Raw genomic sequence first — 25,175 nt, 5'->3', positions numbered from 1 at the left:
TGTAAAACATTTCCCCATTCTCTTATTTCTATTTCCCATTGAAACAAATAGGAGGGCAGTTGTTATTTACAGATGTTCATATTAACTGGTCAAATATAGATAAAGTTTGATTAGTGATAGTTCGATTATTAATTAGCTGTTTTAATTATTGGTAAAAGTTCTTTTAATGTCTTTTTTCATATAAGGTTTTGTGTAAGCAGAGCTTACTTATTAAGTTCTTTTATTTCAAAACCATCTTCGAAGTTCTCTTTTTTTAAAAAGAATAATGGTAAAAATGTAATAAAAATCAAAAGTAAATTTACACCACTATTTAGTGATAGTAATGATATAATAATAGACGCTATAAATGCAAAACCTATAAAAACCCCTAAAGCGAACTCATAAGTTAAATTAGAATGTACATTTAGAAATTTAACACTATTGTTCTCATTTTTAATAAGAAAGCTTTTAGAATTATTTTTACTTGATATTTCTATCTTATTGAATTCATTATTTAAATCTATTTCAATTTTATTTCTTGTAATATTTAATATATGGGTTTGCTCATTTTCATTAATTGTTATGGTATAATTTTTATCTTTTAAAAAGATGTTTTTACTCATTCTCACAATTAATTTATTTGTCATGTTTTCTAGCTTGTTATATGTAATTACTACTTCCGTGGCAAAAGCCAGTTCTATTTGCTAATTTAAAAAAAATAATACAATGTGGCTACATTTTGAAACTGAAACCTGTAACTAAACACAGTTGAAATGTATACATTATAATTATTAATTTGGGAGTTGTATTTTAATAGCTTCCCCTTTCTATTAATCTATCTACCAACTTCGCTTCCTATTATCTTTCTAATCTTTATCTTATCGTATTTGCTTTGAACGCTGCACTTCCTATGAACCCCAAAACTATCCATTTCAATATCCAACACCACAACTTTTTCTAACTTAGTGTATTGCCAGTTATAATACATACATTTTCATTTTGTCGTTTTAAGTATTGTTTATATAACTATATAAACACAGTTGCGAACTGTAATACAATATTTTAAGTGTTTAATTCGTTGATTAAATTAAAAATAGGACAATTATGTATTTTAGAAATTTTATTGCAATTTTAATGGGTTTAGTTTTAATAAGTTAATGTTCTAAAGAAGATAACGAACCTCTTACAGAAAATCTAAATAGATCCGAACTGCTAGTAGGGAAATGGATAACTACTTATGGCGGATCAAGCCCGGATAGTCTGGTGCCATCAGATCCAAATTATTCATTTATAGACGAGTATAAAAAAGATGGAACCGGTACCTCTACATATTTATACGATTCTTCTGTAGAGCCTTTTACATGGGTACTTTCGAAAGATCAAAAAATCATGACACAGACCAGAGAATCTGAAGGAGAGACCTATACATTCGATGTGGAATTTTATTCTTTTGAAAGGGATAAATTTATTATCAAGGATAACGAATTTAATAATGTTAGCTATGGTGTGTTTGAAAGAGTAAAATAAAATTATTTTTACTTTTGGGTTACAATTTATCGCTCAAGTTACCCAAACCTAATCATCTGGTGTAAAAATTAAGATTATATTATGTAAATAATTTTAATTCACTACTAAAATAAAGAGGTTTACGCAATAAGCACTAAACGTCTTTTTTTGGTAGCTTCTTTTAATAATTTCGCCTGCGAAGGTATGATCTATCCTGTATCTTTCAAATTCTTTAAAAATTGGCAGTTTATAACTTTCTTTCTGTCGTTTACGCTTTGATTTTCGTCCACCATTAAAATCAGCTGTTCGTGCGCATGCGATACTGCTACGTTCAATCTGTTGGGGTTATCTGTAAACTCCGAAATTTCATTGTTAACGGTTGATTTATGATGATCTCATTCTCCGTGATTTGAAATATATCTACCGTATTTGCTTTTACGGTACTTCCTAAAAGCAGGTTGCAGGGAATTCGTCTGATTGTGGTAAGTTTTAACGATCCCCAAAAAGGTGCTGGTAAGCTGTTCTTTTACAATGATCTCTTCCCTTATATTTCAATCTGCCATTGGCTTATCAGCTGGCGACCATGATTGCCTGCTGCGGTTTTATACTCCATAAGCGGTGGTTGTGTACGCAATGTGATCTTAGCCGGTCAAATATAAATAAAGTTTAATAATAGTTATTAATCTATTATTAATCAGCAGGCATAATACACTTTTTGACAGATTGGTAGAGTGGGGAAAGAACAAAAAGCAGCCATAATTGTGATGCGCAATAAGCTGCTTAAATTTTTTTTGTGAAGTTTAAAAACAAATCACTGTTCAAGAATAATTTTATTGTAATATATTATTATTTGGTTTTTCCACAATTCATCTTTACGGGTTTGGCTTTTTATTCTCCCAAGTTGTCTTTTTCAACTCAAACCAATCTGTTGGATCACCTTCATAATCAAATGTTTCTATAAAGTCAAATCCCAATTTAGCCAGTACTTTTTTTGAACTCTCGTTTCTCGGGTCAGTTATTGCAAAAATTTGCTCAACATTCAAATTTTTAAATCCAAAATCCAATATTGCTCTTGATGATTCTGTCGCAAAACCTTTTCCCCAATGTTTTTTCTTAAATCTGTATCCAAGTTCATAAAAATTATTGTGATTGTTTAATGGCTGATTAAAATATTTTAATCCTGACCAACCAATACATTCGTTTGTTAATTTGTTAACTACAGCCCAACGCGCAATTCCATTTTCATCATATTGCTTTTTAAGTATCTTAATTGCTTTTTGTATTTCGTCAATTGTTTTTACGGGATTATTTTCAATATACAAATGAACTTCTGGGTCAGAGTCCATTTCAAATAAATCATTTTTATCTGTGTACTCTAATTCCCTTAAAATTAGTCGTTCCGTTTCTATCATTACTTTCATTTATGGTTGTCAATTATGGATGGTAATAAACTTAACTTGAGCTTAATTATTAACGAATATAATCACTTTTTTTCATTCCTTTTTCCCATTCCCTAGTTCTGTAGTTAATATACAATACCGCAGTCATAAATTCCAAACTGGTTTCACCTGTTTCCGTAAAAATTCTTTATGTCATAATTGTTGCTTGATACAATCACTACTCTTTGCCCGTTCATAACGACATTTGCAATAATTTTAAATGATCAAATATAAGAAAGGATGATTATGATACCTTTTTATTTACTAACTAAGATATAATTCCATTTTTGACCCGTAATTAGATATACCTACGACCAAGAAATCAGCTTTTTTTTATTGCACCAGATGTAAAGTTGGGGGTTTAAGTATATAAATACAACAGTTTAGAACCGGGTGTCAATTACCGTTATTATTTCGGTGGACATTTACCTTTATAATATTATTAAGATTAAAGGTTTAAAGTACTCATTGCATTTTTCAAAACCTATGTTTCATTCGCTGGTAGGTTTAATTTTTGGTTAATAATAGATAGTCTAGTACATCAATACAAGTTTTTTTTTGGAATTATCAGAATGTAAGAGTAGGACTCTTACCAATACTTATGAAAATAGATTTGAGAAAGCACGATTAGTTTTTTTGTAAATCAATAAATTAACATAAATCAATGTGTAAGAAAAATTTTGTGTGTATTTTTGAGATATGAAAATATAGGATTTTTATCATTTGGTCATTGGGCTGATCATCCAGCTTATGATACTAAAACAGCGAGTGACACGTTGCTTCAATCTATTGATCTGGCTGTAGCTGCAGAAGCAATCGGTGTTGATGGTGCTTATTTTAGGGTGCATCATTTTGCACGCCAATTAGCTTCTCCGTTTCCTTTACTTTCAGCTATAGGTGCTAAAACTGATAAAATCGAAATTGGAACAGGGGTTATTGATATGCGATACGAAAATCCTATGTATATGATTGAAGATGCCAGCGCAGCAGACTTAATATCTGAAGGTAGATTACAGTTAGGAATTAGTAGAGGTTCACCTGAACAGGTGATTGATGGTTGGAAGCATTTTGCTTTTTCGTTACAAAATGGAGAAACCGATCAAGAAATGGGAAGAAGAAAAGGTTTGGAGTTTTACAACTTGCTGAAAGGAGAGGGATTTGCACAACCTAATCCTAATCCAATGTTTCCTAATCCATCAGGATTGTTGGGTATAGAACCTAATTCTTATAGTTTAAGAGATCGTATATGGTGGGGGTCTGCTTCCGATGCAACCGCTGAATGGGCAGGGGAAATTGGCATGAATCTGCAAAGTTCTACCTTGAAATATGATGAAAGTGGCAAGCCATTTCATGTACAGCAAGCGGAACAAATACGCAAATACAGAGAAGCTTACAAAAAAGCAGGTCATGTCCGTGAACTAAGAGTTTCAGTAAGTAGGTCTATATTTGCTATCATGAATGATAAGGATAGGCTATACTTTGGGCAACAAGCTAAAAGTACAGATCAAGTAGGTGTATTAGAAGGAACTTAAAGGGCTATTTTTGGAAAAAGTTATGCTGCGGAACCAGATCAATTGATCAAAGAATTAGCTCAAGATGAGGCAATCAAAGAAGCAGATACTTTATTGTTGACTATTCCAAACACGTTGGGTGTTGACTATAATATTCACATACTAGAATCTATTTTAAAACATATTGCGCCCGAATTAGGTTGGCGTTAATAGATTAAAATAGTTACTAATTTAAAAACGTCTTTATTAATACTTGTTGATAAAGAACGTTTTTTATTTAATAGCAGTAATAGAACTTTACAAAACTTGTAAATACCTGTCCTTGTAAAATGTCGTTATGTTCTTGATCAATATAAAGCGTATTTTCTATAAATGTATTTAATTACTTTTAAATAAATAAATCAGTAGACCCCAACTAAGAAATGATAAAACACTACTTTAAGCAATTTGAACTCTTTACAGATGAAGAATTGGTTCATATTGAATCACTGTTTGTAAAACAGATCATAAATAAAGATGACTTCTTTATAAAGGAAGGAGAAATGTGTAAGCACATAGCATTTATAGAATCGGGTATCTTGCGCTCTTTTTACATTACAGATGATGGTAAAGACACCACTTATTGTTTTAGATTTCCTAATGAAACAGCAGCTTCTTACTCTTCTTTTATCACGGGTAAAGGAAGCCCTGAGAACATACAGGCGGTATCAAATGCAGTGGTATATCTAATCAAAAGAGAAACCATAGAACAATTGACTAATACACAACCTAAATGGGTACTTTTCTTAAAAATTGTTGCAGAACAGGAGTATCTAGAATTAGAGAAGCGTTTCTTCCAACTACAAAGAGAAAGCGCCACCAATCGATATCAATATCTTTTAAATCATCAAGCACATTATATACAAGATATTCCCTTACAGTATTTGGCTTCTTATTTAGGTATCACACAGCGCCACTTAAGTAGAATAAGAAAAGCTATTAATTTTTAGACATTTGTCCTTTAATAGCTTTACAGTAGCTAATAATTTTGTCAAAAAATATATCGTGAAAAAAATACTAATCATAAACGGTCATCCCAATAAAGACTCTTTCAACTTTGCGATTGCTGAATCATATAAAGGTGGGGCGTTAAAATCTGGAGCCCAAATTCAGGAAATCATTATATCGGAATTGAATTTTAATCCGAATCTTCAGTTCGGATATACAAAAAGGATGGAATTAGAACCGGATCTAACCGAGGCATGGCAGAAAATTCTCTGGGCAGATCATCTCGTATGGATTCATCCTGTATGGTGGGGAGGCTTACCCGCTGTCACAAAAGGTTTTATAGACAGGTTATTTTTACCGGGTATGGCATTTCGTTACAGAGAAAATTCAGTATGGTGGGATAAACTTTTAACAGGAAAAACGGCCCATATTATTACAACGTTAGATCAGCCAGGTGTATACTACAGATTTTTCTTTGGAAGACCAAGTGTGAATCAGCTCAAAAAATCAGTACTAGAATTTTGCGGTGTAAAACCGGTTAGGGTAACTTACTTGGGAATTGTAAAAACATCCGACGAAAAACTTCGCGAAAATTGGTTAAAAAAAATAGAAAGACTGGGCGAGATGAAAAAGTAAAAAAAGCACGGAATACTTTTGCCTAGTCTGTGCTTTTTTATATTATAATTTAATCAAAGCGAAAAATTACAAGTTTCAACGTAAATAGCAAATAGCTTTAAATCTTAAAATTAGCTCCTGTGTATCTGACTTATTGAAATACGGTTTCCTTCGCTGTCTTCAATTTCAGCTATTGCAAAGCCATAATCACTGGTAGTGCTTTTAGGATAAAGAATTGTTGATCCTAATATGGAGGCTTTTTCTAAAACCGCATCATTATCGTCGATATAAAGATAAAGTACGGTAGTGCGGGCATCCCAGAAACTGATTCCTGCTTGCTCCTTTTCCTGTATAAAAACCAATTTAAACCGCTCCCAAAATACAAAAAGAGGAAATTGGTATTTATCAAGAATTGATTCTTAGATTATATCCAGTTAACTTCGAAAACTTCTTTCTTTATATAACTCAAAACCACATGCGCTTTAATATGTAATCGAATGAAGCAAGGTTTTAATATTATTTTAATAAGTTCGTTTAATCAAAAAAAAATAAAATTAGTAGCTTTGCGAAAGTGAAAAAGTTTTTAGTACTATTTATAATTGCAGCCTATTTTTTTTCAACAACAGAATTGGTTCAGTTGTTGAAAGTTCCTGTATTGATAAACCACTTCGTTGAACATACAGAAGAAGATGATGGTATGACTTTTATGGATTATATAGTTCATCACTACGGCGGACACGAAAAAGATGCTGATTGGGAAACTGATATGAAGCTTCCGTTTATGCAACATTCCGATTTGCTGAACATCCTGGTTATTCCTGCCGAAAACTTAAACTTACCCGATAAGATAACTTTTGATACACACTTTAAAACAATTGTTTTTTATAGTCAGGGTACAATTCCTAATTATTATTTATCTTCTATTTGGCAACCGCCAAAATATTGTTAATCAATTTTTGTTGAAAGTATATATCCTATCCTAAAAGATGGGATGTAATGCTATATGTTTTTGATTAATAGTAATTTAAAGAAGATTTTAATGCTTAATAAAATAATTGAGTTTTCCGTACGGAACAAACTCATTATAGGGCTATTTACATTAGCCTTAGTGTTTTTTGGTACTTACGAAACTACAAAGTTGCCAATTGATGCACAACCGGATATTACCAACAATCAGGTACAGGTTATTACGGTAGCCCCGTCTTTTGGTGCACTGGATATAGAACGCTTGGTGACTTTTCCTGTAGAACAGGCAAACAGCAACATAAGCGGTATTGAAGAGATACGTAGTTTTTCGCGTTTCGGTTTATCGCTTGTAACCATTGTTTTTGATGATGATACCGACATATACTGGGCTCGCCAGCAGGTAGCCGAACGCTTACAGCAGGTGAAAGACCAGATACCCGAAGGAATTGGAGCACCAGAAATGGGACCTATATCTACCGGGTTAGGAGAAATTTATCAGTATGTGGTTCGGGCTAAAGAAGGTTACGAACACAAATACAATGAAACAGAATTACGCACCATACAGGACTGGATTGTAAGACGGCAGTTATTGGGCGTAAAAGGAGTTGCCGATGTAAATAGTTTTGGAGGGAAATTAAAGCAATTCGAAATATCGATAAATCCGCAGCAATTACAGGCGCATAAACTTACCATAAACGATGTGTTTTCTGCTTTAGAAAAAAACAACCAAAATACAGGTGGAGCTTATATAGAAAAAGGTCCGGCGGTATTGTTTATTCGAAGTGAAGGTTTAATAGGATCTATCCAGGATATCGAGAATATTAAGGTTAAACAGTCAAATTCGGGAACACCGGTTTTTGTTCGCGATGTTGCCAAAGTAAACATTGGTTTTGCTATACGTTACGGTGCAATGACGTATAATGATCAGGGCGAAGTATCTGGAGCAATAGTTATGATGCTTAAAGGAGCCAACAGTAACGATGTGGTTCAGAATATAAAAGAACGCCTTACCGAAATTCAGAAAACATTACCCGAAGGTGTTGTAATAGAACCTTTTTTAGATCGGGCAAAAATGGTAGATAATACCATAAGTACCGTTAAAACAAATCTGGCAGAAGGTGCATTGATCGTTGTATTTGTTCTGGTTGTGTTTTTGGGTAATTTCCGTGCCGGTTTTCTGGTAGCATCTGTAATTCCGCTATCAATGCTATTTGCCATAATTATGATGAATATGTTTGGCGTAGGTGGTAATCTTATGAGTTTGGGCGCCTTAGATTTTGGTTTGATAGTAGACGGTGCTGTTATTATTGTAGAAGCCGTTATGCACCAGTTGGCGCACCGTAAAAAGTTCGGAATGAATAACCGTCTCAGCAACAGTGAAATGGATAATCAGGTTGTGTCATCTGCAACAAAAATGGTTAACAGTGCGGTGTTTGGTCAAATCATTATTTTAATAGTTTATCTGCCCATATTTACATTAAGCGGTATCGAAGGTAAAATGTTCAAGCCTATGGCGCAGACAGTTGCATTTGCTTTAATCGGGGCATTCATTTTATCGCTTACTTATGTTCCCATGATGAGCTCCCTAATTTTAAGTAAGAAGAAAAAAGAACGACCAAACCTTTCAGACAGGGTTATGGGCAAGGTAGAAAACTTCCATCAAAAATACCTTATAAAAGCACTGCGTATTCCAAAAGTGATATTGGGTATAGTGGCTACATTGTTTGTGGGAGCGGTTGTAGTATTATCTGGAATGGGGGGTGAGTTTATACCATCTTTAGAAGAAGGTGATTTTGCGGTAGAGGCTCGTATTTTACCCGGAAGCAACATTAATACCACTATTGAGTATACAAGTAAGGCAGCGAAAATACTTAAAGATCAGTTTCCTGAAGTTGAAAAAGTGGTAACAAAAATTGGAAGTGCCGAAATACCTACCGAACCAATGCCTATGGATGCGGGTGATATGATTATCGTATTGAAACCCACAAAGGAATGGACATCGGCTAAAACATTTCCCGAATTATCAGAGAAAATGAGCAAGGCAATCCATACCATTCCTGGGCTAACGGCGGGCTTTCAATTTCCGGTACAGATGCGTTTTAACGAGCTAATGACAGGTGCACGCCAGGATGTTGTTTGTAAGATATTTGGTGAAGATCTGGATTCGCTTGCATTGAATGCTCAAAAACTGGGTGCGATCATTCAAACTGTTCAAGGTGCACAAGACCTCTACATAGAACCTGTAAGCGGTATGCCGCAGGTTGTTATAGAAATGGACCGCAATGCAATTGCCCGTTATAATTTAGATATAGCCGATGTTAACCGTATTGTAAATACAGCGTTGGCAGGTCAAAGTGCGGGAATGGTTTTTGAAGGTGAACGCAGATTTAATCTTGTGGTTAGATTGGATGATGCCAAGCGAAAAAATATCGACGATATCAGAAATATTTTAATTCCTGCAAACAACGGAACACAAATACCTTTGGCACAACTTGCAAAGGTTGATTTAAAAAACAGTCCAAACCAAATCCAGAGAGAAGATACCAAACGCAGAATAGTGGTAGGCTTTAATGTAAGAAACCGCGATGTACAAAGTATTGTAGAAGAACTGCAAAATAAAGTAGAAGCCCAAATTAAATTGCCAACCGGCTATACCATTTCTTACGGTGGTGCGTTTGAAAATTTAAATCAGGCAAAAGCCCGTTTGGGAATTGCTGTACCGGTTTCCTTAGCTTTAATTTTTCTGTTGCTTTACTTTACATTTAGATCTATAAAATACAGTCTGTTAATTTATACCGCTATTCCGTTATCTGCAATTGGCGGTGTCTACTTCTTAGCTTTGCGCGGCATGCCTTTTAGTATAAGTGCAGGCGTTGGTTTTATTGCACTGTTTGGTGTGGCAGTACTTAATGGTATTGTGTTGATTGCCGAGTTTAACCGTTTAAAAGACAGTGGAATTGCAAATACAACACGCATTGTGCTGTTAGGAACAAAAGTACGGTTGCGTCCGGTATTAATGACGGCTTTTGTAGCATCGTTAGGTTTTTTACCAATGGCAATAAGCAATGGTTCGGGTGCCGAAGTGCAGCGCCCGCTGGCAACGGTGGTAATTGGCGGTTTAATGCTGGCAACTTTCTTAACCTTATTCGTACTACCCATACTTTATATTTTATTCGAAAAAATATCAAGACCTAAAAAACGTAGAAAAATGACCAAGTCTTTAGCTGTAATAATTCTGCTGCTATGCAGTTTATCAAGTTTTGCACAACAAAAAGTTACCTTAAAACAAGCCTTAAGCATTGCAAATGAAAACAGTTTAGTTTTAAAAAACAGTGTTTTACAAACGCAGTATCAGCAAAAATTAAAAGAAAGTTATTTAGACATTCCTCAAACTGCTGTATCTGGCGAATTTGGCAAAATCAACAGTTTGTCAAATGATTATAAAATAGGAATTAGTCAGGAAATTTCTTTTCCAACCGTTTATAATCGGAAAAAAGACTTTTTAAACCAACAATGGAAAGAAGCTTCAATTAATGAAAAAATTACGGCGGCTAATTTGGAAAAAGAAGTAACCGAAGTTTTTTACCGATTATTGATTCTTGCCGGGAAACAGGAGTTATTAGAACGAGTTGATACTCTTTATGCTGATTTTTTAGAAAAAACATCCAATCGCTTAACACATGGCGAAGCAAATGTAATGGAAAAAGCATCGGCCGATTTGCAGCGTTCACAAATAAAAATTCAGTTAAAAGAATTAAAGACGGTGTATGATATTACTCTTTTAAAATTTCAGATATTATTAAATTCTAATGAAACTTATCAGCCCAAAGGAGAAATTATCAGCGAGATAAAAAAGCAACAATTACTTGCAGATAATAACTTAGATCATCCCGAATTACAATTATTAAAACAGCAAATAATTAGTAACGAAGCCGCTGTTAAATTAGAGAAAGCAAAATTTTTACCCAATTTAAGTGTAGGGTATTACACACAAACCATGAACGATATTAATAAAGGAATGTTCAATTCTGTTCAGTTGGGAATTGGTATTCCAGTTTTTACAAAAGCACAAAAAGCTGTGGTGAATGCTAGCAGACAAAAAGTAGAAATTGCAGAAAACGAGTATACTTATCAATCATTGCTTTTTAAAAATAAACTGCAGGAATCTTTAGAAAATTATTACACGCAAAAAGAAATTCTGACTGATTATAAAGAAAAGCAACTTCCCAACGCTGAATTAATATTTAAAACGGCTCAAGAGCAGTTTGTAGCCGGCGAAATAGATTACCTACAGTGGATTATGCTAAATAATCAGGCAATTACCATTCAAAGTAATTATTTCGAGACTCTAAATCAATACAACCAATCGGTTGCTCAGTTAAATTATATATTATAAGCTAAATAAAAATTAAATGAAATATCTATTCATAATATGCAGTGCTCTTTTTATGCTGTCTTGTAAAAAAGAAGCAGTTATAGATCAAACATTAAAACCAGCATCCCCAATTACTCAGAATGAGTTGGTATTAACAAAAGAACAGCTGAAGTCAATTGAACTTAGTACTGTTAAGATGGAGAAAAAGCAGGTTTCTGGTACGTTGCAATTAAACGGTAAGGTTGATGTGGATCCCGATTCTAAAGTATCGATCTCGAGTGCCCTGGGCGGACATGTAAAATCTGTCCGTGTTTTGCCGGGAAAATCTGTTAAGAAAGGTGATGTAATCGTGATTATAGAAGATAATCAGTTCATTGAGATTCAACAAGATTATTTAACAACACAGGCGCAATTGTTGAGTGCTGCACCGAATTATAATCGCCAAAAAGAATTGAACATAAGTAAATCTACAAGCGATAAATTAATGCAGCAGGCCGAAACAGAGTATAAATCCTTACTGGCCGTAAAAAACGGATTGGAAGAAAAACTAAGGCTGTTAAACATAAATCCATCAAAATTATCAGCTGGCAAAATTCAAAGAAGTATAAGTATCGTAGCTCCGTTTAGTGGCATTGTAAGCCACGTAAATGTAAATAAGGGCAAATATGTAGCACCATCAGACGAATTGGTAGAATTGATAAATCCGCAAGGTTTGATACTAAAGATAAAGGTTTTCGAAAAGGATCTTCCAAAAATAGCAATTGGTCAAAATGTAACGGTTTTTACAAACGGTAATGAAGATACCAAGTTTAATGCAAAAATTGTAACCAAAGGCAACAGTATTTTAGAAGACGGCAGCACAGAAGTTATCGCAAAAGTAGTAAATTTAAATTCAGAATTGGTAAACGGTCTGTATATTAATGCCTTGATTGATTTGGAGAATATTGATGCTTTTACTTTGCCGGAAGATGCTGTTGTATCTTTTGAAGGGAAGAACTATGTTTTTGAACAAATAGCGTCTGGAAAATTCCGTATGACTGAAGTTCAAACGGGTACTACCAATGGAGGATGGGTCTCAATACAAAACCACAGTTCATTAATTAATAAAAGTATAGTGGGTAAAGGAGCGTATGCTTTACTCATGGCCCTTAAAAATAAGACTGAGGAGTAGTTATGGAAGATACAAGAGAAAAACAGGCTGTAAAAGCTACTTATTTTAGTATCATAGGTAATTTCCTGCTGGCTTTATTAAAATATCTTGCAGGTTATTTCGGAAATTCTTATGCATTGATTGCAGATGCAATTGAATCAACTGCCGATATATTTTCTTCTTTTCTGGTATTATTCGGGCTAAAGTATGCACAGCGGCCTGCTGACAAGAATCATCCCTACGGTCATGGCAGAATCGAACCTCTTGTTACTTTTGCAGTAGTAGGCTTCCTGATTATTTCTGCAACCATAATAGCTTATGAAAGTATACAGAATATTGGTACACCGCATGAACTTCCTAAGCCCTGGACATTATTTGTACTGGGAGTAATTATTATTTGGAAAGATGCATCATACAGGTTTGTGATTAAAAAAAGTAAGGAAACAAACAGCTCATCATTAAAAGCAGATGCATGGCATCATCGAAGTGACGCTATAACTTCAGTTGCAGCATTTCTTGGAATTTCTATCGCACTGATTCTTGGAAAAGGATATGAAAGTGCTGATGACTTTGCAGCGCTCTTAGCTTCCGGGTTCATTCTTTACAATTGCTACCTTATCTTCCGTCCGGCTTTTGGGGAAATAATGGATGAAAATGTTTATCAGGATCTCATAAATGAAATAAAGAAAAGGTCTGCAGAAGTTGAAGGAATTAAAGGTACGGAAAAATGTTTTGTTAGAAAGTCAGGCTCAAAGTACCATGTAGATTTGCACGCTATGGTAAGTGGTAATCTTACAGTTACTCAGGGGCATGATACAGCACATCGCTTAAAAGATTATTTAAGGTACAAAATACCTGATTTAGGACATGTTTTAATTCATATAGAACCGTTTCGGGCAGATACAGAGTTGTAGCATTTGTAATACATATTTTTCTCAAATGAGAGATAAGACTTAATTGCTACATCAAAGCATAAACACAAAACCACCCCCTGAAGCTAAACGCTAAAGGGGGTGGTATTTTAATGTTGAATTAATAATCTTGTGGAGAACTTGGCAATTAAATTAATTCAGAATCTTAACCTCAATAGGTTTTAAACTGTTGCCGTTATTCTCTACGGTTACTTCTAAACTGTTGCCTTTTTTAAGCTCACCGAAAGTAACATCTTTTCCTGCTTTTGTAAGTTTGGTAGATTCGTTAAAATAAAGCTCCAAAATTTTTCCGTCAGCAGTCTCTACATAAATTTCCTGCTCTTCCGGATCAACTTCCTTGGCAGTTCCCATATACGTTCCGCTTGCAACAAGGTCCGTATTTTCAATTTCGGCTGCACCACCGTCTTTGCCATTTGCTTTTTTGTCCCCACAGGAACAAATCATAACCGATGCCGCAATAAGCATCGCTGATAATAAAACTGATTTTTTCATAATACGCAATTTTAATTTTGTATGAAGTTAAGAAAAAATATGCAATTGTAAAACAGCTTTTTAGAAAGTAGTACAATAGCGTTAACTTCAAAAATGTAATATTCAGTTTAAGCGTCGGTATTAAAATGAAACTCTTTTTTGTCTATCTAAAAGGTGTCTTGTACTAGCATAGGTTTACGTATATACTTCTTATTTTTATTTATCCCATGGTCAATTAATGAGTCCTGAAATATATTGCCATTGTGTGTAAATTATGAAACAACAGAAATATGATTGCAGTCAAAATAAAAAACCAACGTCTATAGGGCAGATTGAAATAAAATGAATTTCCAATCATTCCAATTCCTGTTAGCCATAACAATGGAGTGTATGCAGGTGCCATAAATCCAAAGACGTTACTACTCCATCTGCTGTCAGGAAAGTAAATCAAGACAAGCCAAGAGACAAAATATAATATTGTCCCGCCTACATATAAAATAAGTCCCCGTTTCTGTTTGAATGTTGAAATACTTAAAGGCATCAGTAAAGTAAGCATGAAAATCAATGTCCTTGAAATATTTTCAGCATATTTCAACAAAGCCGGAATGTCTTTCCAAAATATATCGGGTTGAAAGTCTTTGGGCAATTTATTTGTCAAGGCAATATTCCATGCCATAATTGGTAGTGTCAAGAGGAAACAGCTAAGGGAATATTTTTTTATAGTGTCTAAATTCATTCTATCGCCATTGTGTTGTGTCTGTTGCGCTCGGTTATATTACCACTAATGTTTTGCGTGTATAAGAAGTAGCTAAATAAAAAGCATTTCACTTTCAGTTTGCTACACACTTTTATTAAAACAACAGAACCTTGATTTAGCACTTAATCTTGATTTTGTTATACACGTAGTTAGCGGCTGGCATTCTTGTCAGTTCAATTGTTTCGTTTTCTTCCATTTTCGTATTCTGTCCATTGCGTTTTTCAATGGTGAAGAAGTATTAAGCTGTATCATTTTTCCAAAAGTCCATTTGCCATACCAAACCATTTCATAAAGTTCTACGTTCGTTTTGCTTTCAATCAATTGCAATATTTCGTTTGTCGTTTTGTCAAGTTTTTCGGTAAGAGTTTTGAAGTCGTCTTTCTCGTAGTCATTGTAAAATTTTTGTGCAAGTAGTCCCAGTTCATTCCATTTAAAACCTGTTTCCGGAAAGTCAACTTCAAGTCCTTCACTTTTCCTGTCGTTCCACTTCAAAACCAATTGTCCCCAACCAACAAGATAAGCAATAAGGTTTTCAATACTCATTAGCGTGTTTTTTGCATGCCCTTCAAGTTCTTTTTTATTGGTTAGGTGAATTGGAATGTTAGCAAATTCGTTTGTCAACTTTTTGTAGTTGTCAACGATCGCTTTTTGTAATTCGTGTTTTTCCTTCGGTACTGCCATTTCCATTGTATTTTATGTCTGTTCTGTCGCCCGTTATCCCTGTACTAACAATTGGCACATTTGCGATGGGCGGGCTTATCACAAACGTTAATAAATACAGCAGCTGCTTATTAATTATAACTAGGCCAGAGGAGCACTGAGCCAACACCTTTGCCAAAATCGTGTTAGCAGTTGGCACACTTGTCTATCTGTATTTCCCCACCTTCAATTTTATTATTCGCTATTTTTAGGCATTTTTGTATAATCTGTTAGTCCCAATTTGTTGCCAAACGGGTCATGAAATTCAACGCTAATTCCAGTATGTATTTCAAAAGGCTCACTTAAAAAGTCAATTCCTTTTGCTTTGAGTTCTTTATACGCTTGTTTTACATTGTCAACAGTAAACCAAATTGCAGGTTTTACATTTTCGTCATTACGTAAAATGATGGCAGGCTCGTTATCACCAACTTTAAAAGCAATCATTCCCATTTCCGAAAAGTCAAACTTAATATCAAGTCCGAGTTTGTTTTTATAAAATTCTTTAGCAGAGTCTAAGTTGTCTGATGGCAAAAAGAAATTGTCGTAATTACTAATTATGCTCATAATTTTTCATGTTTTATTTGTGAAAGGTCAAGTCCCATTTTAGTAAATTCTTTTTGTCCTTTTTCCGTGATGTAAAAATGTTTATTCATGGGGTTATCTTTAGCTATCCATTTTTTATCAATAAATGTTTCTAACAATAATTCGCCAAGTTTCCCGCCAATATGCTCAAAACAAAGTTTTGCTGGTTTAATGTCTTTAATTGCAGTCATTTTTTAGTTTTTTGTCAAAGATATTGGTTTCTAGAATGGTCCGAAATGATATTTGTCATTTCTTAGGTAGTCATTTATACATGCCATTAACCTTTGGTCGCTAATCGAAGTTGCTTCAAAGCGGACTGATTTCGCTCTGCCAAGATATAAAATTGTTCGTGAGCACCAAACGTCCGGCGACTGAAGAACAGCAATTTTGGTAATGTATAAAAAGTGTTGATAAAATTTGAAACACTTACAAACTTCGCCTTTATTATTTTAAGTGGCTTAAAACGTTTAAAAATGGAAAATCGTAGTAACTCGTGTTTCAAACGTTTTGATGGAATTTTAAAGCATAAATATTAAATGGAGCTACCATACTGGACAATGCAATGCAGATCCCGAAGCCAGATATTCCTAGTACAAATAATCTTTTCAACTTAACAGATCCAAGATTACCTAATTCCCCCTAAAAACCAAAAAACATAATAATTCAACCCATACAGATTTAAAAGCGGTATTTAAGCTTTAAGCGAGTGTCAAAACGGTGCAGTTGTCGTTAAAACACATCGGGTCGCGTAAGCGATCGTTCCGATGGGTTAGACAACAAACAAGATTTTGACCGCTAAAAGCTTGACCGCAAAAAAAGATTTTTGGTACTTTTAATCTTTAAAAAGTACAGAAAGACCGAAATTTACCTGTTACTGAACTGGAGATTTTGAAGCCAAATATCTCTATTACAATTAATTCAGTGAATTCAACCTCACCGTACTCCTACACTTCGGATAATTCGTACACCCCAGAAAAGCAACATATTTCCCAAAACGTTTAACCATATAGTCGCTCATACAACCATTACATAAAATACTGTCCTCTAAAATCGCGAGATTATTAAACATCTGATCACGATAGGGTAGTGCGAACATCTCAGAACTGACTCCCGTTTGTCCGATTCCTTCTAACAACCAGCCTGCCTGTTTTACAATACGGGCAGTGCGTGGTCTTAAAATTACAGTTACCTTCCGAAAGCAAATAGTTGTTATCCGTAAGCAGTTCCACTGCAAACAGCGAAACATCCTGCGGAATAAGCAGTACCACCTCATTTCTGGTGCGGGTAAGGGCAACGTAAAACAATCGAAGTTCCTCTAATATGAAATTAAACAATTTTAAGATTTTTGAAGCAGCTAATTTATATCTATTTAAACAGATACTCAATAATTTGTTAAAATTTAATTCCATGATATTACTTTTTGGTCATTTTAAAAACCATCCCTCCTTGTTTAAAAATCATTTGGTGGCTCTTTGGCAGGAATTCAATTTTTACCCCTGCTTGTTCAAATTGGTATTTATGGATATCATAGGCTTCTAAAGGTAGTGCAGGCTGATCGGTTCCTTGCGCATATAGAATGTCCTTGTCGTGAAATATTAAAATTTCTATGGGAAGCTCGGGAGAGCTGTAAGTACCTGAATACATGTCTAAGTTTTCTGGTGTAACTACCACTTTTTTAAAGGTGGGCATTTCAAAGTTTTCTTCATACATTATGCTCAATACCCCTAATAGAAACTCGTTTCTGCTGTAGCGTTCTCCGTTTATCACCAAAGCTATAGATATCTGGTCTTTTTCGTTGTATCCCAATGCAGAATGTGTACCCTTTGTATCTCCTCCGTGTCCGGAAAACATTTGGGTACGCATGGGCATCTGTAGCAATCCCATCCCAAAGTACTCTTTCTTTTCAATAACGGGCTTCATTTTTTCAACTGTTTCCTTTGTCAGTATCTTGTAGGTGAACAGACTGTTGATAAACGTTAGCATGTCAGCAGTTGTTGCAGCAATATCTCCGGCACCTGTTGTGTTCGGGAAATAAAAATCTTCTGCTTCGGTCCAGCTTTGGTCTGTTCCGTATGTGTACGATGCAAAAACGTTAGTAGCTTCTTTAGACATTGATACGGTGTTTTTTAATCCTAACGGACGGCATATTTTTTCATCAATAAGAGCTGCATAATCTTTCTTACCTATCTGCTCTGCAATTTTTGCAAGCAGGTAGTAGCCGGAATTGGAATATTCCTGTTTTTCACCAGTTGTAAAAACAAGTCCTTGTTTTTTAATTTCATCAAAAATCTGTTTTTCAGTTACTTTTTGGTTAAGCCAGTCAGGGTTTTCTTCTTTCCAAACAAAGTCTCCTAAGCCGCTGCTGTGGTGAAGCATCTGACGGATGGTAATTTCTTTTGCTCCAGGCATATCAGGGAAGAATTTCTCCAATTTGTCTTCTAATGAAAGTGATCCCTTCTCAATCAGTTCAAAGATTAAAACAGCTGTATAGGTCTTGGTAATAGAACCAATCTTGTATTTTGTCTGCTTGTCAAATTTCTGCTCCGTTATATGGATTTGTCCGAAGTTTCTGTCGTAAAGCTGCTTTCCATCTTTATAAATGGTAAGTGAGCCGATACTTCTGTTGTTGTTTTCAATCAGGGTTACAAAAGCATCAACTTTGTCCAGATGAAGGTTCTGGGCTGCTGAATTGAAAGTGGCTGCGATAAAAAGCAGCATAAAAATAAGTCTTGATGTCATAATAAATAATATTAGGTTAAAGTGAATAAATACACAGATTTATATTTCACCACAAATAAAGTTTATGGAATCCAAATGGTTCTAAAATTTTTGACCTGTAGTGGTTTACAGAGGATAAACATATTTTAAAAAGTATAATTTGTGTTTGTCCCTGAATTTATGCAGTTGGTGTAAAAAATAGTACGGGCGGTTTAAGATTTGTTAACTTTGTCTGTGTAATCTATAGTATAAATGAAAACTCTAAGCAGGCACAATATTTTAAGGCTGTTGATAAACCTCATCATTACGGGGTTTATTCTCTGGGTAGCCATAATAAACAACAGCGGTAAAAAAGTTGCTGTGGTTCATATTGTGCTTTACAATCTGCTTATTTTTGTGCCGGGGTGGATCAATGTATTTTGTCTGCTGCCCAAACTTCGCAGAAATAAAAAACCCTTACAATATTCCGTTTTCCTCTTTATGGTTTTTCTTGTAGGATGTTTTGCATTAGGGCAGTACCTGCATTGGCTTGCTGCATACTATAATACCAATGACTTAACTGCATTTACGCCTTTAGGGATTACTTCTTCCGCTCCAGAGTTTTTACAGAATTACCAATATTATTTTGATGCTTTTCCGGCTGTCGCTATAGTAATGACAGCGTTGGTGATAGGTTACGTGGTGCAAGAATTTCTTTCGAAACTTAAAAAGGAAAAAGAAATAAACGGGCAGCAGACAGTGGCAGAACTCCATCTGCTTAAATCTCAGATAAGCCCGCACTTTCTGTTTAACATGCTCAACAGCCTGTATGCTTTATCGCTCCGCAAGTCTGATGATACTCCGGGTGTAATATTGCAGCTTTCTGATATTTTGCGGTATTCCCTCTACGAAACCCGTGAACGCGAAGTGGGTGTATTGGATGAAATTGCAATAATTGAAACTTATCTGGCCATCCAAAAAATAAGAATTTCCGAAAATGCACGTATTTCTTTCATGCATAAGGGAATCAGTGCTGCTGATAGGATTTCTCCAATGCTGTTGCTGCCTTTAGTAGAAAATGCCTTTAAACACGGGGTTGATTCTACTGTTGGCGATTCCTATGTAAATGCAGCGGTATATAAGCACGATGATAGATTGGTTTTTACATGTGAAAATAATTACAAAGACTCAAAGGAATCTAAAGTGGGCGGTATAGGTATAGAGAATATCCAAAAACGTCTGGAGTTGATTTATCCGTCGCGCTATAAGCTGGATATCAAGAGGTCAGAAGGAGTATTTAAAATTACATTATCAATTTTACTGTAGAAAAGATGGTTGAAAAAATAAGATGTCTGGTGGTAGACGATGAAAAACTGGCTCAGGAAGTCATGATCCATCACATTTCAAAGTTCGAGGTGCTGGAACTGGCAGGTGTCTGCAACAATGTATTTGAACTTATAAGCTTTTTAAATAGGGATAAAGAGATAGAGCTCATTTTTCTCGACATCAAAATGCCCGAAATAAGCGGTACCGAATTTGTAAATTTGTTCCGCAATCCACCTGCAATTATTTATACAACAGCCTTCAGCCAGTATGCACTTGATGCTTTTGATCATAATGCCCTCGATTATCTTTTAAAACCCATATCGCTTGAACGCTTTACAAAGGCAGTACAGAAAGCACAGCTTTTTCTTACTGCTTTTAAAAGTCCTGTTCCTATTTTGAGCGAAACCGCAAACGAAAGTTTCTATGTGAAAAGCGATCGGAAGCTGGTAAAGATAGATCCTGATGAAATACTCTATATAGAGGGTATGCGCAACTATGTGTGTCTGTACCTTGAAACACAGAAAGTTATTGTTCATGGAACACTTACAGCTATAGAAGAACAGTTAAAAAATTATAAGCAGATAATCAGAGTACATAAGTCATTCTTTGTAAACATAAATAAATTAAAATTTGTAGAGCAGCATGTCATAACGCTTACCAACTCAAAAAACATTCCAATAGGTCTGCAGTATCGTCCGCAGGTATACGAAAAACTTAAGGTTATCTAAAACCTCGATAAATCAAAATTACTTTGTAATGTCAAGGGTCATATCAGTCTTAATTGAAATATCTGTAACGTATTATTCTTAAAAATCTTGACAACTATAATTCTCTTTTATACAGTTTCATATCCTTTCTAAAATGAAGAACAAACAAAATGGTTGAACAAATACATCCTGTAAATGTTATGATGATTATCTGTAGACAAACAAAAATTCAATAGCATGAAAATTTTACGTCCCTGCTCAAGCATCATTGGTCAAAAAAAATAAAAAAAACGGTGCGGTCATCACTTTATTTGCATTAAATAAATAGTTAAAAAAATGAAAGAATTCTTCCTTGCAATTGCACTCAGTATTTTCGGTCTTATGTCTGCACAAAATGCAGATTATACAAAATCTATAGACAGCCTTATGAACTCATTTCAACAAAATAATGCTTTTTCGGGAAGCGTTCTGCTTCAAAAAGATGGTGAAACTGTTTATAAAGGGGAATTCAACAAATTTGGAGACAATTCTGATAAATACAGAGTTGGTTCTATTACAAAGATTTTTACGGCAGTTATTACTTTTCAACTTATTGAAGAAGGTAAATTAACCCTAGATACAAAGCTTGATAAATATTATCCTGACATTAAAAATGCTGATAAAATTACAATTGGCAATCTTTTAAACCATACCAGCGGTATTTATAATTACTTGGAATGGAATGACTATTATGTTTCCAAACAGAAAAAATTTGCAAAAAAAGAAATGCTGGATTTAATAACTCAAGGCAAGCCCGATTTCAAACCTGGAGATGATTGCAGATATAGTAATTCCAACTATCTGCTATTGGGTTATATTATAGAAGATATTACGGGTAAACCATACGCTGAAAATTTAAATGTAAGAATTACAGATAAAATAGGATTGAAAAATACGTACTGTGAAGCTGAGGAAAATCAGTATCCTAAAAGAAATGCCTCTTACTCGTTTGACGGAGAAAAATGGACTAAAGAAACCGAAACACATCCTAGTTTCACCTTTGCCGCAGGTGCAGTGGTTTCCACTACAGAAGATTTATCTAAATTGATGGATAATCTTTTAAAAGGCAAATTGGTTTCGGGAACTTCATTGGCACAGATGGGACAAACCAATCAGAAAGCAATTGGGTATGGGTTGTTCCTAACCCCATTTTATGACAAAACCGGTTATGGGCATTCCGGTAACATAGATGAATTTCATTCGTTTACGGGTTACTTTCCAAATGATAGACTTTCTGTTTCAATACTATCGAATGGAGGTAATATAGCACTCAATGAAATTGTCTTGGGCGTAGTTTCCAAATATTATGGCAGAGCCTATCAGAATCCTGATTTTTCAATCTATAAAAGTAAAACCGTACCACAGACAAAAATTTACAGTGGTGTATATAAAGCAAAATTGGTCGGACTTATTAATGTTGGAACATTTCAGATAAGTGAAGCAGCAAACAATTATCTTTTTTTAAGTATGTATGAAGATGGAAAAGAAGGGCAAAAAATTTTATTGGAACGAAAAGGAGAAAATAAGTTCTACGCAAGAAAGAATAATGCGGAGTTTGATTTTATCATAGACAAAAAAGGAAATGTTACCGGCATGAAGCTTACGCAGAATAAGCAGTCTGTAAACTGTAAAAAGATAATATAAGTTAGACAACAATTTTAAAGCAGGTGTTCAATTATAAAGTTTACCAATATAAATTGCCAGGAAATCGCAATATAAAAACAGTTCGGGACGTAATACTTCTTCGATCAGATCGGACGCAAAAATTCTCATTTCTTTGTAGTGGATTCGATTAAACAAAAAAGAGCTTGCAGTAAGAAACTTGCAACCTCTTTAATAACAAAAAAAACACTGATGAATTCAAATATAGTGAATTTAGTTTTTTATTTTATAATTATAACTCTTTGGCTGAGTGAAGAGCTTTAACTTTTCTATAGCTTTTTGACGTCGATTGTTTTTTGATATCACTATTTATTTTTAAAATTCCAGTGATATTGATAACGTGATTCCAATCCAAAATGACAATGCAATTCCAGTTGATATTAACCACCCGAAAATTTAATAAAAAAACTACTTGTTCTGTTGTTTTACTTGATTCTTCAAAATGCTTAATCAATAATTCTATACATTGTATTTTTGTTTCAATTCTTCTAAATTATATATATTAATAATTGAAACAGCTGTTTTTTTTATTACTTTAGAGCAGCAAAACAAATTGCGTAACTAAAAACTATCATATGAAATTTATTATTTCAATTTTGCTGTTCATAATAGCAATGAATATTAACGCACAGAATTATGATACGTGTAAAATCCAAAAATCTGAAGCAATCAACGCTCAGAAAATTGACAAAAATGAATTAATTTGTATTGCGAAAAATTCTGAGAAGCCTTTTACCGTATTTTATACATTAACTTCCTGGTGTGCTCCATGTAGAGAACATTTTCCTGATATCCTTGAATTAAATAAGACAGGAAAGGTAAATTTATATGTTGTTCTTGTGGAATCGGAAAAAGATAAAAGAATTGTTAATGCAATTAATTTCATAAAATCAAAATCAGAGAACATAAAGTTTGGAGTTCTGAAAGATGAATTTTACGGGACTAATACAGGAAAACGAAATAAAAAATTTGTAACAGAAATAACTCCGAAAAATAATGAGGTAATAGATGGCTATGGAAAATTAATCTTGGTTGATAAATCTGGAAAAATTCTTTATACCACAAGTTGGAAAGATTACGAAGGTGATTCAAAAAACTATAAAAAAATGCTTAATAATAAAATTTTACCTCTTATAAAATAATCTCTCTAGTACTAAAAAAAGTTTGTTTTTTAAACAGATCACATTAGCTGTAGTTCTAAAAATTTTAACTATTTTTTTTATATTGATGAGAAGCAACACTTTTCTTATAAGAAATTACGGGAAATCCTATCCTTTGTTGATGAGCGGGGAGAAGATAAGATGAAGAAGGAAATTGAGCGCATTACCGTCAAACAAAATCAGATATTCTCAGTATGTCTCGTCTTTTCTTCATTCCCAAATTCCTCCATTTGCAATTGTAGTCTATATCAACGGCTTTCTGCGGACTTAAATTAAACCCAAACGTGAAGATAACATTTTGTGCATTGTTGGTTGGGTTTTTAGATAAGCTACCATTTAAAAAGTTCAAAAGCACACATTCTTTTGGAATGGTAGTTATAACTTCATAACTCTTTGCTAGGGTATTTAGCTTTCGTTACCTAATTATCCCAACAGTATCTGCAACGTTTTTTTAAATATCTAAAAACATCAAAGGCATTTTTTGTACTTACTTCCGGTTTATAAGTTGCCACCTTTTTTCTTAAAAACTCTTTAGAACTACCAAAAAATATTCTTGCAATCAGGTAAGCACTTCTGGTCAGCGGGACTGCGGTTGCTGAGCTCGTAGAAGTAGCGAACCGCGATCAGCTAGCTTCAAAAATTTAATTTGACCGTTTATTATTCAAATTGAGATCCCGAAGCCAAGTATTTCTATTACGAATAAATAAAAGTCTTTTTTTGGCAAAAAAAAAAACACGCTGCAAATAACAGCGTGTCTTCTGATTGAAACATGGTAGGGTAAAAGTATATAACCAACTAAAAAGCTGCTTACCCATTCTATTTATACTTATACCTTTAATTTTCAATCCACATTATAAACCAAAAAAAAATTATGAAAGATCGTTTTTAATAATATAATAATTAAACAATAAATAAACCTGCAATTGCAGCGGCATCGCTACCACTTAAAACTTCGTCATAAGCTGCTGATCCTGCTGCTTCACCAAAGGCTGCTGCTGTGTTAAAACCAGCCTGCATTAAATTGTCTTCACCTGCGTAAACAGCTGCGGTTGCAGCGGGCATATTTCCGCCATCGGCTAATTCAATCCAACCTTTGTTGGCACGCATTCTTCTGACTTGCGATGCATGTCGTGCTTCAACAGAATGTATCTGTAGCGCAGCCTGTAAAATCTGTCTGCTTTCCATTACATTTCCCGCCTGACCTTTGTAGGCACGCACACCGGTATCTTCAAAAGCCTGTGCAAGTATTAAAAACTGGTTGTAATCTGTAAACGGACTAAAATTGCCACCAGCTGTAAAATCGAATGTTGGTTTGCTTCCAGGTGTTTCGCCTAAAGAAGTTAATGCAGCCTTTAAAAACGAAACGTGTGCTGTTTCATGTTTAGATATCTGCATAAAAACGGTTCTGTCTGTAGATGGAATTAATCCGCCGGCATCCAATCCCATACGGTAATATTCATCTTCCAGATATTCTAAAATCAAAGCAAGCTGCAGCGCATCCGTAAGTGCACCCGCACGCGCAGTGTAAGCCGTTGTTGCGGTTGCTGCCTTTGCCGGTGCAGATAATAAGGTCCCCAATCCTAACGGAATGGCTGCTATTGCTGCTTTGGTACTA

Annotated in this window: 25 protein-coding genes; 12 read left to right on the top strand and 13 right to left on the bottom strand. The window is 34.5% G+C overall.

Annotation, left to right across the window (positions count from 1 at the left end; genetic code table 11):
- Positions 1-203 precede the first annotated feature (203 nt).
- Complete coding sequence (locus F0460_RS15820; protein WP_150015035.1) at positions 204-626, bottom strand: hypothetical protein; 423 nt, start codon at positions 624-626, stop codon at positions 204-206.
- Between the two features lie 616 nt (positions 627-1,242).
- On the opposite strand from F0460_RS15820, the gene F0460_RS15815 reads away from it, so the two are divergent.
- The gene (locus F0460_RS15815; RefSeq protein ID WP_150015033.1) at positions 1,243-1,506 is read left to right on the top strand and encodes a hypothetical protein; all 264 of its coding nucleotides are present in this window, start codon (positions 1,243-1,245) and stop codon (positions 1,504-1,506) included.
- A gap of 188 nt (positions 1,507-1,694) precedes the next feature.
- Here F0460_RS15815 and F0460_RS16370 read toward each other — a convergent pair whose 3' ends face one another.
- Together F0460_RS16370 and F0460_RS15810 are read right to left on the bottom strand one after the other, a co-directional pair.
- Entirely contained in the window at positions 1,695-1,820 is a 126-nt protein-coding gene (locus F0460_RS16370) for a hypothetical protein (RefSeq protein ID WP_262714212.1), read from the bottom strand.
- A gap of 537 nt (positions 1,821-2,357) precedes the next feature.
- Positions 2,358-2,897, bottom strand: coding sequence for a GNAT family N-acetyltransferase (locus F0460_RS15810; protein ID WP_223810842.1), 540 nt, complete (start codon positions 2,895-2,897; stop codon positions 2,358-2,360).
- A gap of 719 nt (positions 2,898-3,616) precedes the next feature.
- On the opposite strand from F0460_RS15810, the gene F0460_RS15805 reads away from it, so the two are divergent.
- From F0460_RS15805 to F0460_RS15795, 3 genes are all read left to right on the top strand, one after another.
- Entirely contained in the window at positions 3,617-4,456 is an 840-nt protein-coding gene (locus F0460_RS15805; RefSeq protein ID WP_223810841.1) for an LLM class flavin-dependent oxidoreductase, read from the top strand.
- Positions 4,457-4,857: 401 nt separating this feature from the next.
- Positions 4,858-5,424 carry a Crp/Fnr family transcriptional regulator gene (locus tag F0460_RS15800; RefSeq protein ID WP_150015029.1) on the top strand — a complete coding sequence of 189 codons (567 nt, stop codon included), beginning with the start codon at positions 4,858-4,860 and terminating at the stop codon, positions 5,422-5,424.
- Positions 5,425-5,479: 55 nt separating this feature from the next.
- Complete coding sequence (locus tag F0460_RS15795) at positions 5,480-6,058, top strand: NAD(P)H-dependent oxidoreductase (RefSeq protein ID WP_150015027.1); 579 nt, start codon at positions 5,480-5,482, stop codon at positions 6,056-6,058.
- 110 nt (positions 6,059-6,168) lie between these two features.
- Here F0460_RS15795 and F0460_RS15790 read toward each other — a convergent pair whose 3' ends face one another.
- The gene (locus F0460_RS15790; RefSeq protein WP_150015025.1) at positions 6,169-6,399 is read right to left on the bottom strand and encodes a VOC family protein; all 231 of its coding nucleotides are present in this window, start codon (positions 6,397-6,399) and stop codon (positions 6,169-6,171) included.
- A gap of 209 nt (positions 6,400-6,608) precedes the next feature.
- Between F0460_RS15790 and F0460_RS15785 the strand changes: the two genes are divergently transcribed.
- The 4 genes from F0460_RS15785 (at position 6,609) to F0460_RS15770 (ending at position 13,442) form a co-directional block, all read left to right on the top strand.
- Complete coding sequence (locus F0460_RS15785) at positions 6,609-6,986, top strand: hypothetical protein (RefSeq protein ID WP_150015023.1); 378 nt, start codon at positions 6,609-6,611, stop codon at positions 6,984-6,986.
- Positions 6,987-7,076: 90 nt separating this feature from the next.
- Entirely contained in the window at positions 7,077-11,399 is a 4,323-nt protein-coding gene (locus F0460_RS15780) for a CusA/CzcA family heavy metal efflux RND transporter (protein WP_150015021.1), read from the top strand.
- A gap of 16 nt (positions 11,400-11,415) precedes the next feature.
- Positions 11,416-12,549 (top strand): efflux RND transporter periplasmic adaptor subunit, encoded by a 1,134-nt coding sequence (locus tag F0460_RS15775; protein WP_150015019.1) that lies wholly within the window; start codon positions 11,416-11,418, stop codon positions 12,547-12,549.
- 2 nt (positions 12,550-12,551) lie between these two features.
- Positions 12,552-13,442, top strand: a complete 891-nt coding sequence (locus F0460_RS15770; protein ID WP_150015017.1) for a cation diffusion facilitator family transporter — start codon at positions 12,552-12,554, stop codon at positions 13,440-13,442.
- A gap of 150 nt (positions 13,443-13,592) precedes the next feature.
- On the opposite strand, the gene F0460_RS15765 is transcribed toward F0460_RS15770, so the two are convergent.
- From F0460_RS15765 to F0460_RS15735, 8 genes are all read right to left on the bottom strand, one after another.
- On the bottom strand, positions 13,593-13,952 hold the full coding sequence (locus F0460_RS15765) for a hypothetical protein (RefSeq protein WP_150015015.1): 360 nt from the start codon (positions 13,950-13,952) through the stop codon (positions 13,593-13,595).
- Positions 13,953-14,166: 214 nt separating this feature from the next.
- Positions 14,167-14,667, bottom strand: a complete 501-nt coding sequence (locus F0460_RS15760) for a hypothetical protein (protein ID WP_190304179.1) — start codon at positions 14,665-14,667, stop codon at positions 14,167-14,169.
- A gap of 189 nt (positions 14,668-14,856) precedes the next feature.
- A complete protein-coding gene (locus F0460_RS15755) occupies positions 14,857-15,369 on the bottom strand; it encodes a ClbS/DfsB family four-helix bundle protein (RefSeq protein WP_150015010.1) in 513 nt (170 codons plus the stop codon).
- 213 nt (positions 15,370-15,582) lie between these two features.
- Positions 15,583-15,951 carry a VOC family protein gene (locus tag F0460_RS15750; RefSeq protein WP_223810840.1) on the bottom strand — a complete coding sequence of 123 codons (369 nt, stop codon included), beginning with the start codon at positions 15,949-15,951 and terminating at the stop codon, positions 15,583-15,585.
- On the bottom strand, positions 15,948-16,160 hold the full coding sequence (locus F0460_RS15745; protein WP_150015007.1) for an ArsR family transcriptional regulator: 213 nt from the start codon (positions 16,158-16,160) through the stop codon (positions 15,948-15,950). Before F0460_RS15745 ends, F0460_RS15750 begins: the two co-directional genes overlap by 4 nt.
- Positions 16,161-16,882: 722 nt before the next feature.
- Complete coding sequence (locus tag F0460_RS16485) at positions 16,883-17,038, bottom strand: topoisomerase DNA-binding C4 zinc finger domain-containing protein (protein WP_397361902.1); 156 nt, start codon at positions 17,036-17,038, stop codon at positions 16,883-16,885.
- A 28-nt stretch (positions 17,039-17,066) separates the two neighbouring features.
- A complete protein-coding gene (locus F0460_RS16260; protein WP_190304177.1) occupies positions 17,067-17,378 on the bottom strand; it encodes a hypothetical protein in 312 nt (103 codons plus the stop codon).
- 4 nt (positions 17,379-17,382) lie between these two features.
- On the bottom strand, positions 17,383-18,708 hold the full coding sequence (locus F0460_RS15735; protein ID WP_150015001.1) for a serine hydrolase domain-containing protein: 1,326 nt from the start codon (positions 18,706-18,708) through the stop codon (positions 17,383-17,385).
- Positions 18,709-18,939: 231 nt separating this feature from the next.
- Here F0460_RS15735 and F0460_RS15730 point away from each other — a divergent pair, with 231 nt between their 5' ends.
- From F0460_RS15730 to F0460_RS15715, 4 genes are all read left to right on the top strand, one after another.
- Complete coding sequence (locus F0460_RS15730) at positions 18,940-19,992, top strand: sensor histidine kinase (RefSeq protein ID WP_150014998.1); 1,053 nt, start codon at positions 18,940-18,942, stop codon at positions 19,990-19,992.
- A 5-nt stretch (positions 19,993-19,997) separates the two neighbouring features.
- Positions 19,998-20,720: a LytR/AlgR family response regulator transcription factor gene (locus F0460_RS15725; RefSeq protein ID WP_150014995.1), complete on the top strand. Its 723-nt coding sequence runs from the start codon at positions 19,998-20,000 to the stop codon at positions 20,718-20,720.
- 315 nt (positions 20,721-21,035) lie between these two features.
- Positions 21,036-22,382, top strand: coding sequence for a serine hydrolase domain-containing protein (locus tag F0460_RS15720; protein WP_150014992.1), 1,347 nt, complete (start codon positions 21,036-21,038; stop codon positions 22,380-22,382).
- A 593-nt stretch (positions 22,383-22,975) separates the two neighbouring features.
- A complete protein-coding gene (locus F0460_RS15715) occupies positions 22,976-23,542 on the top strand; it encodes a TlpA family protein disulfide reductase (protein WP_150014989.1) in 567 nt (188 codons plus the stop codon).
- Positions 23,543-24,460: 918 nt separating this feature from the next.
- On the opposite strand, the gene F0460_RS15710 is transcribed toward F0460_RS15715, so the two are convergent.
- On the bottom strand, positions 24,461-25,175 hold a 715-nt coding region (locus F0460_RS15710; RefSeq protein ID WP_150014986.1), incomplete at its 5' end, for a ferritin-like domain-containing protein.

It is taken from the genome of Paenimyroides baculatum (assembly GCF_008629655.1).
In the GTDB taxonomy this organism is placed as follows: domain Bacteria; phylum Bacteroidota; class Bacteroidia; order Flavobacteriales; family Flavobacteriaceae; genus Flavobacterium; species Flavobacterium baculatum.
This window is presented reverse-complemented; position numbering and strand designations above follow the sequence as displayed.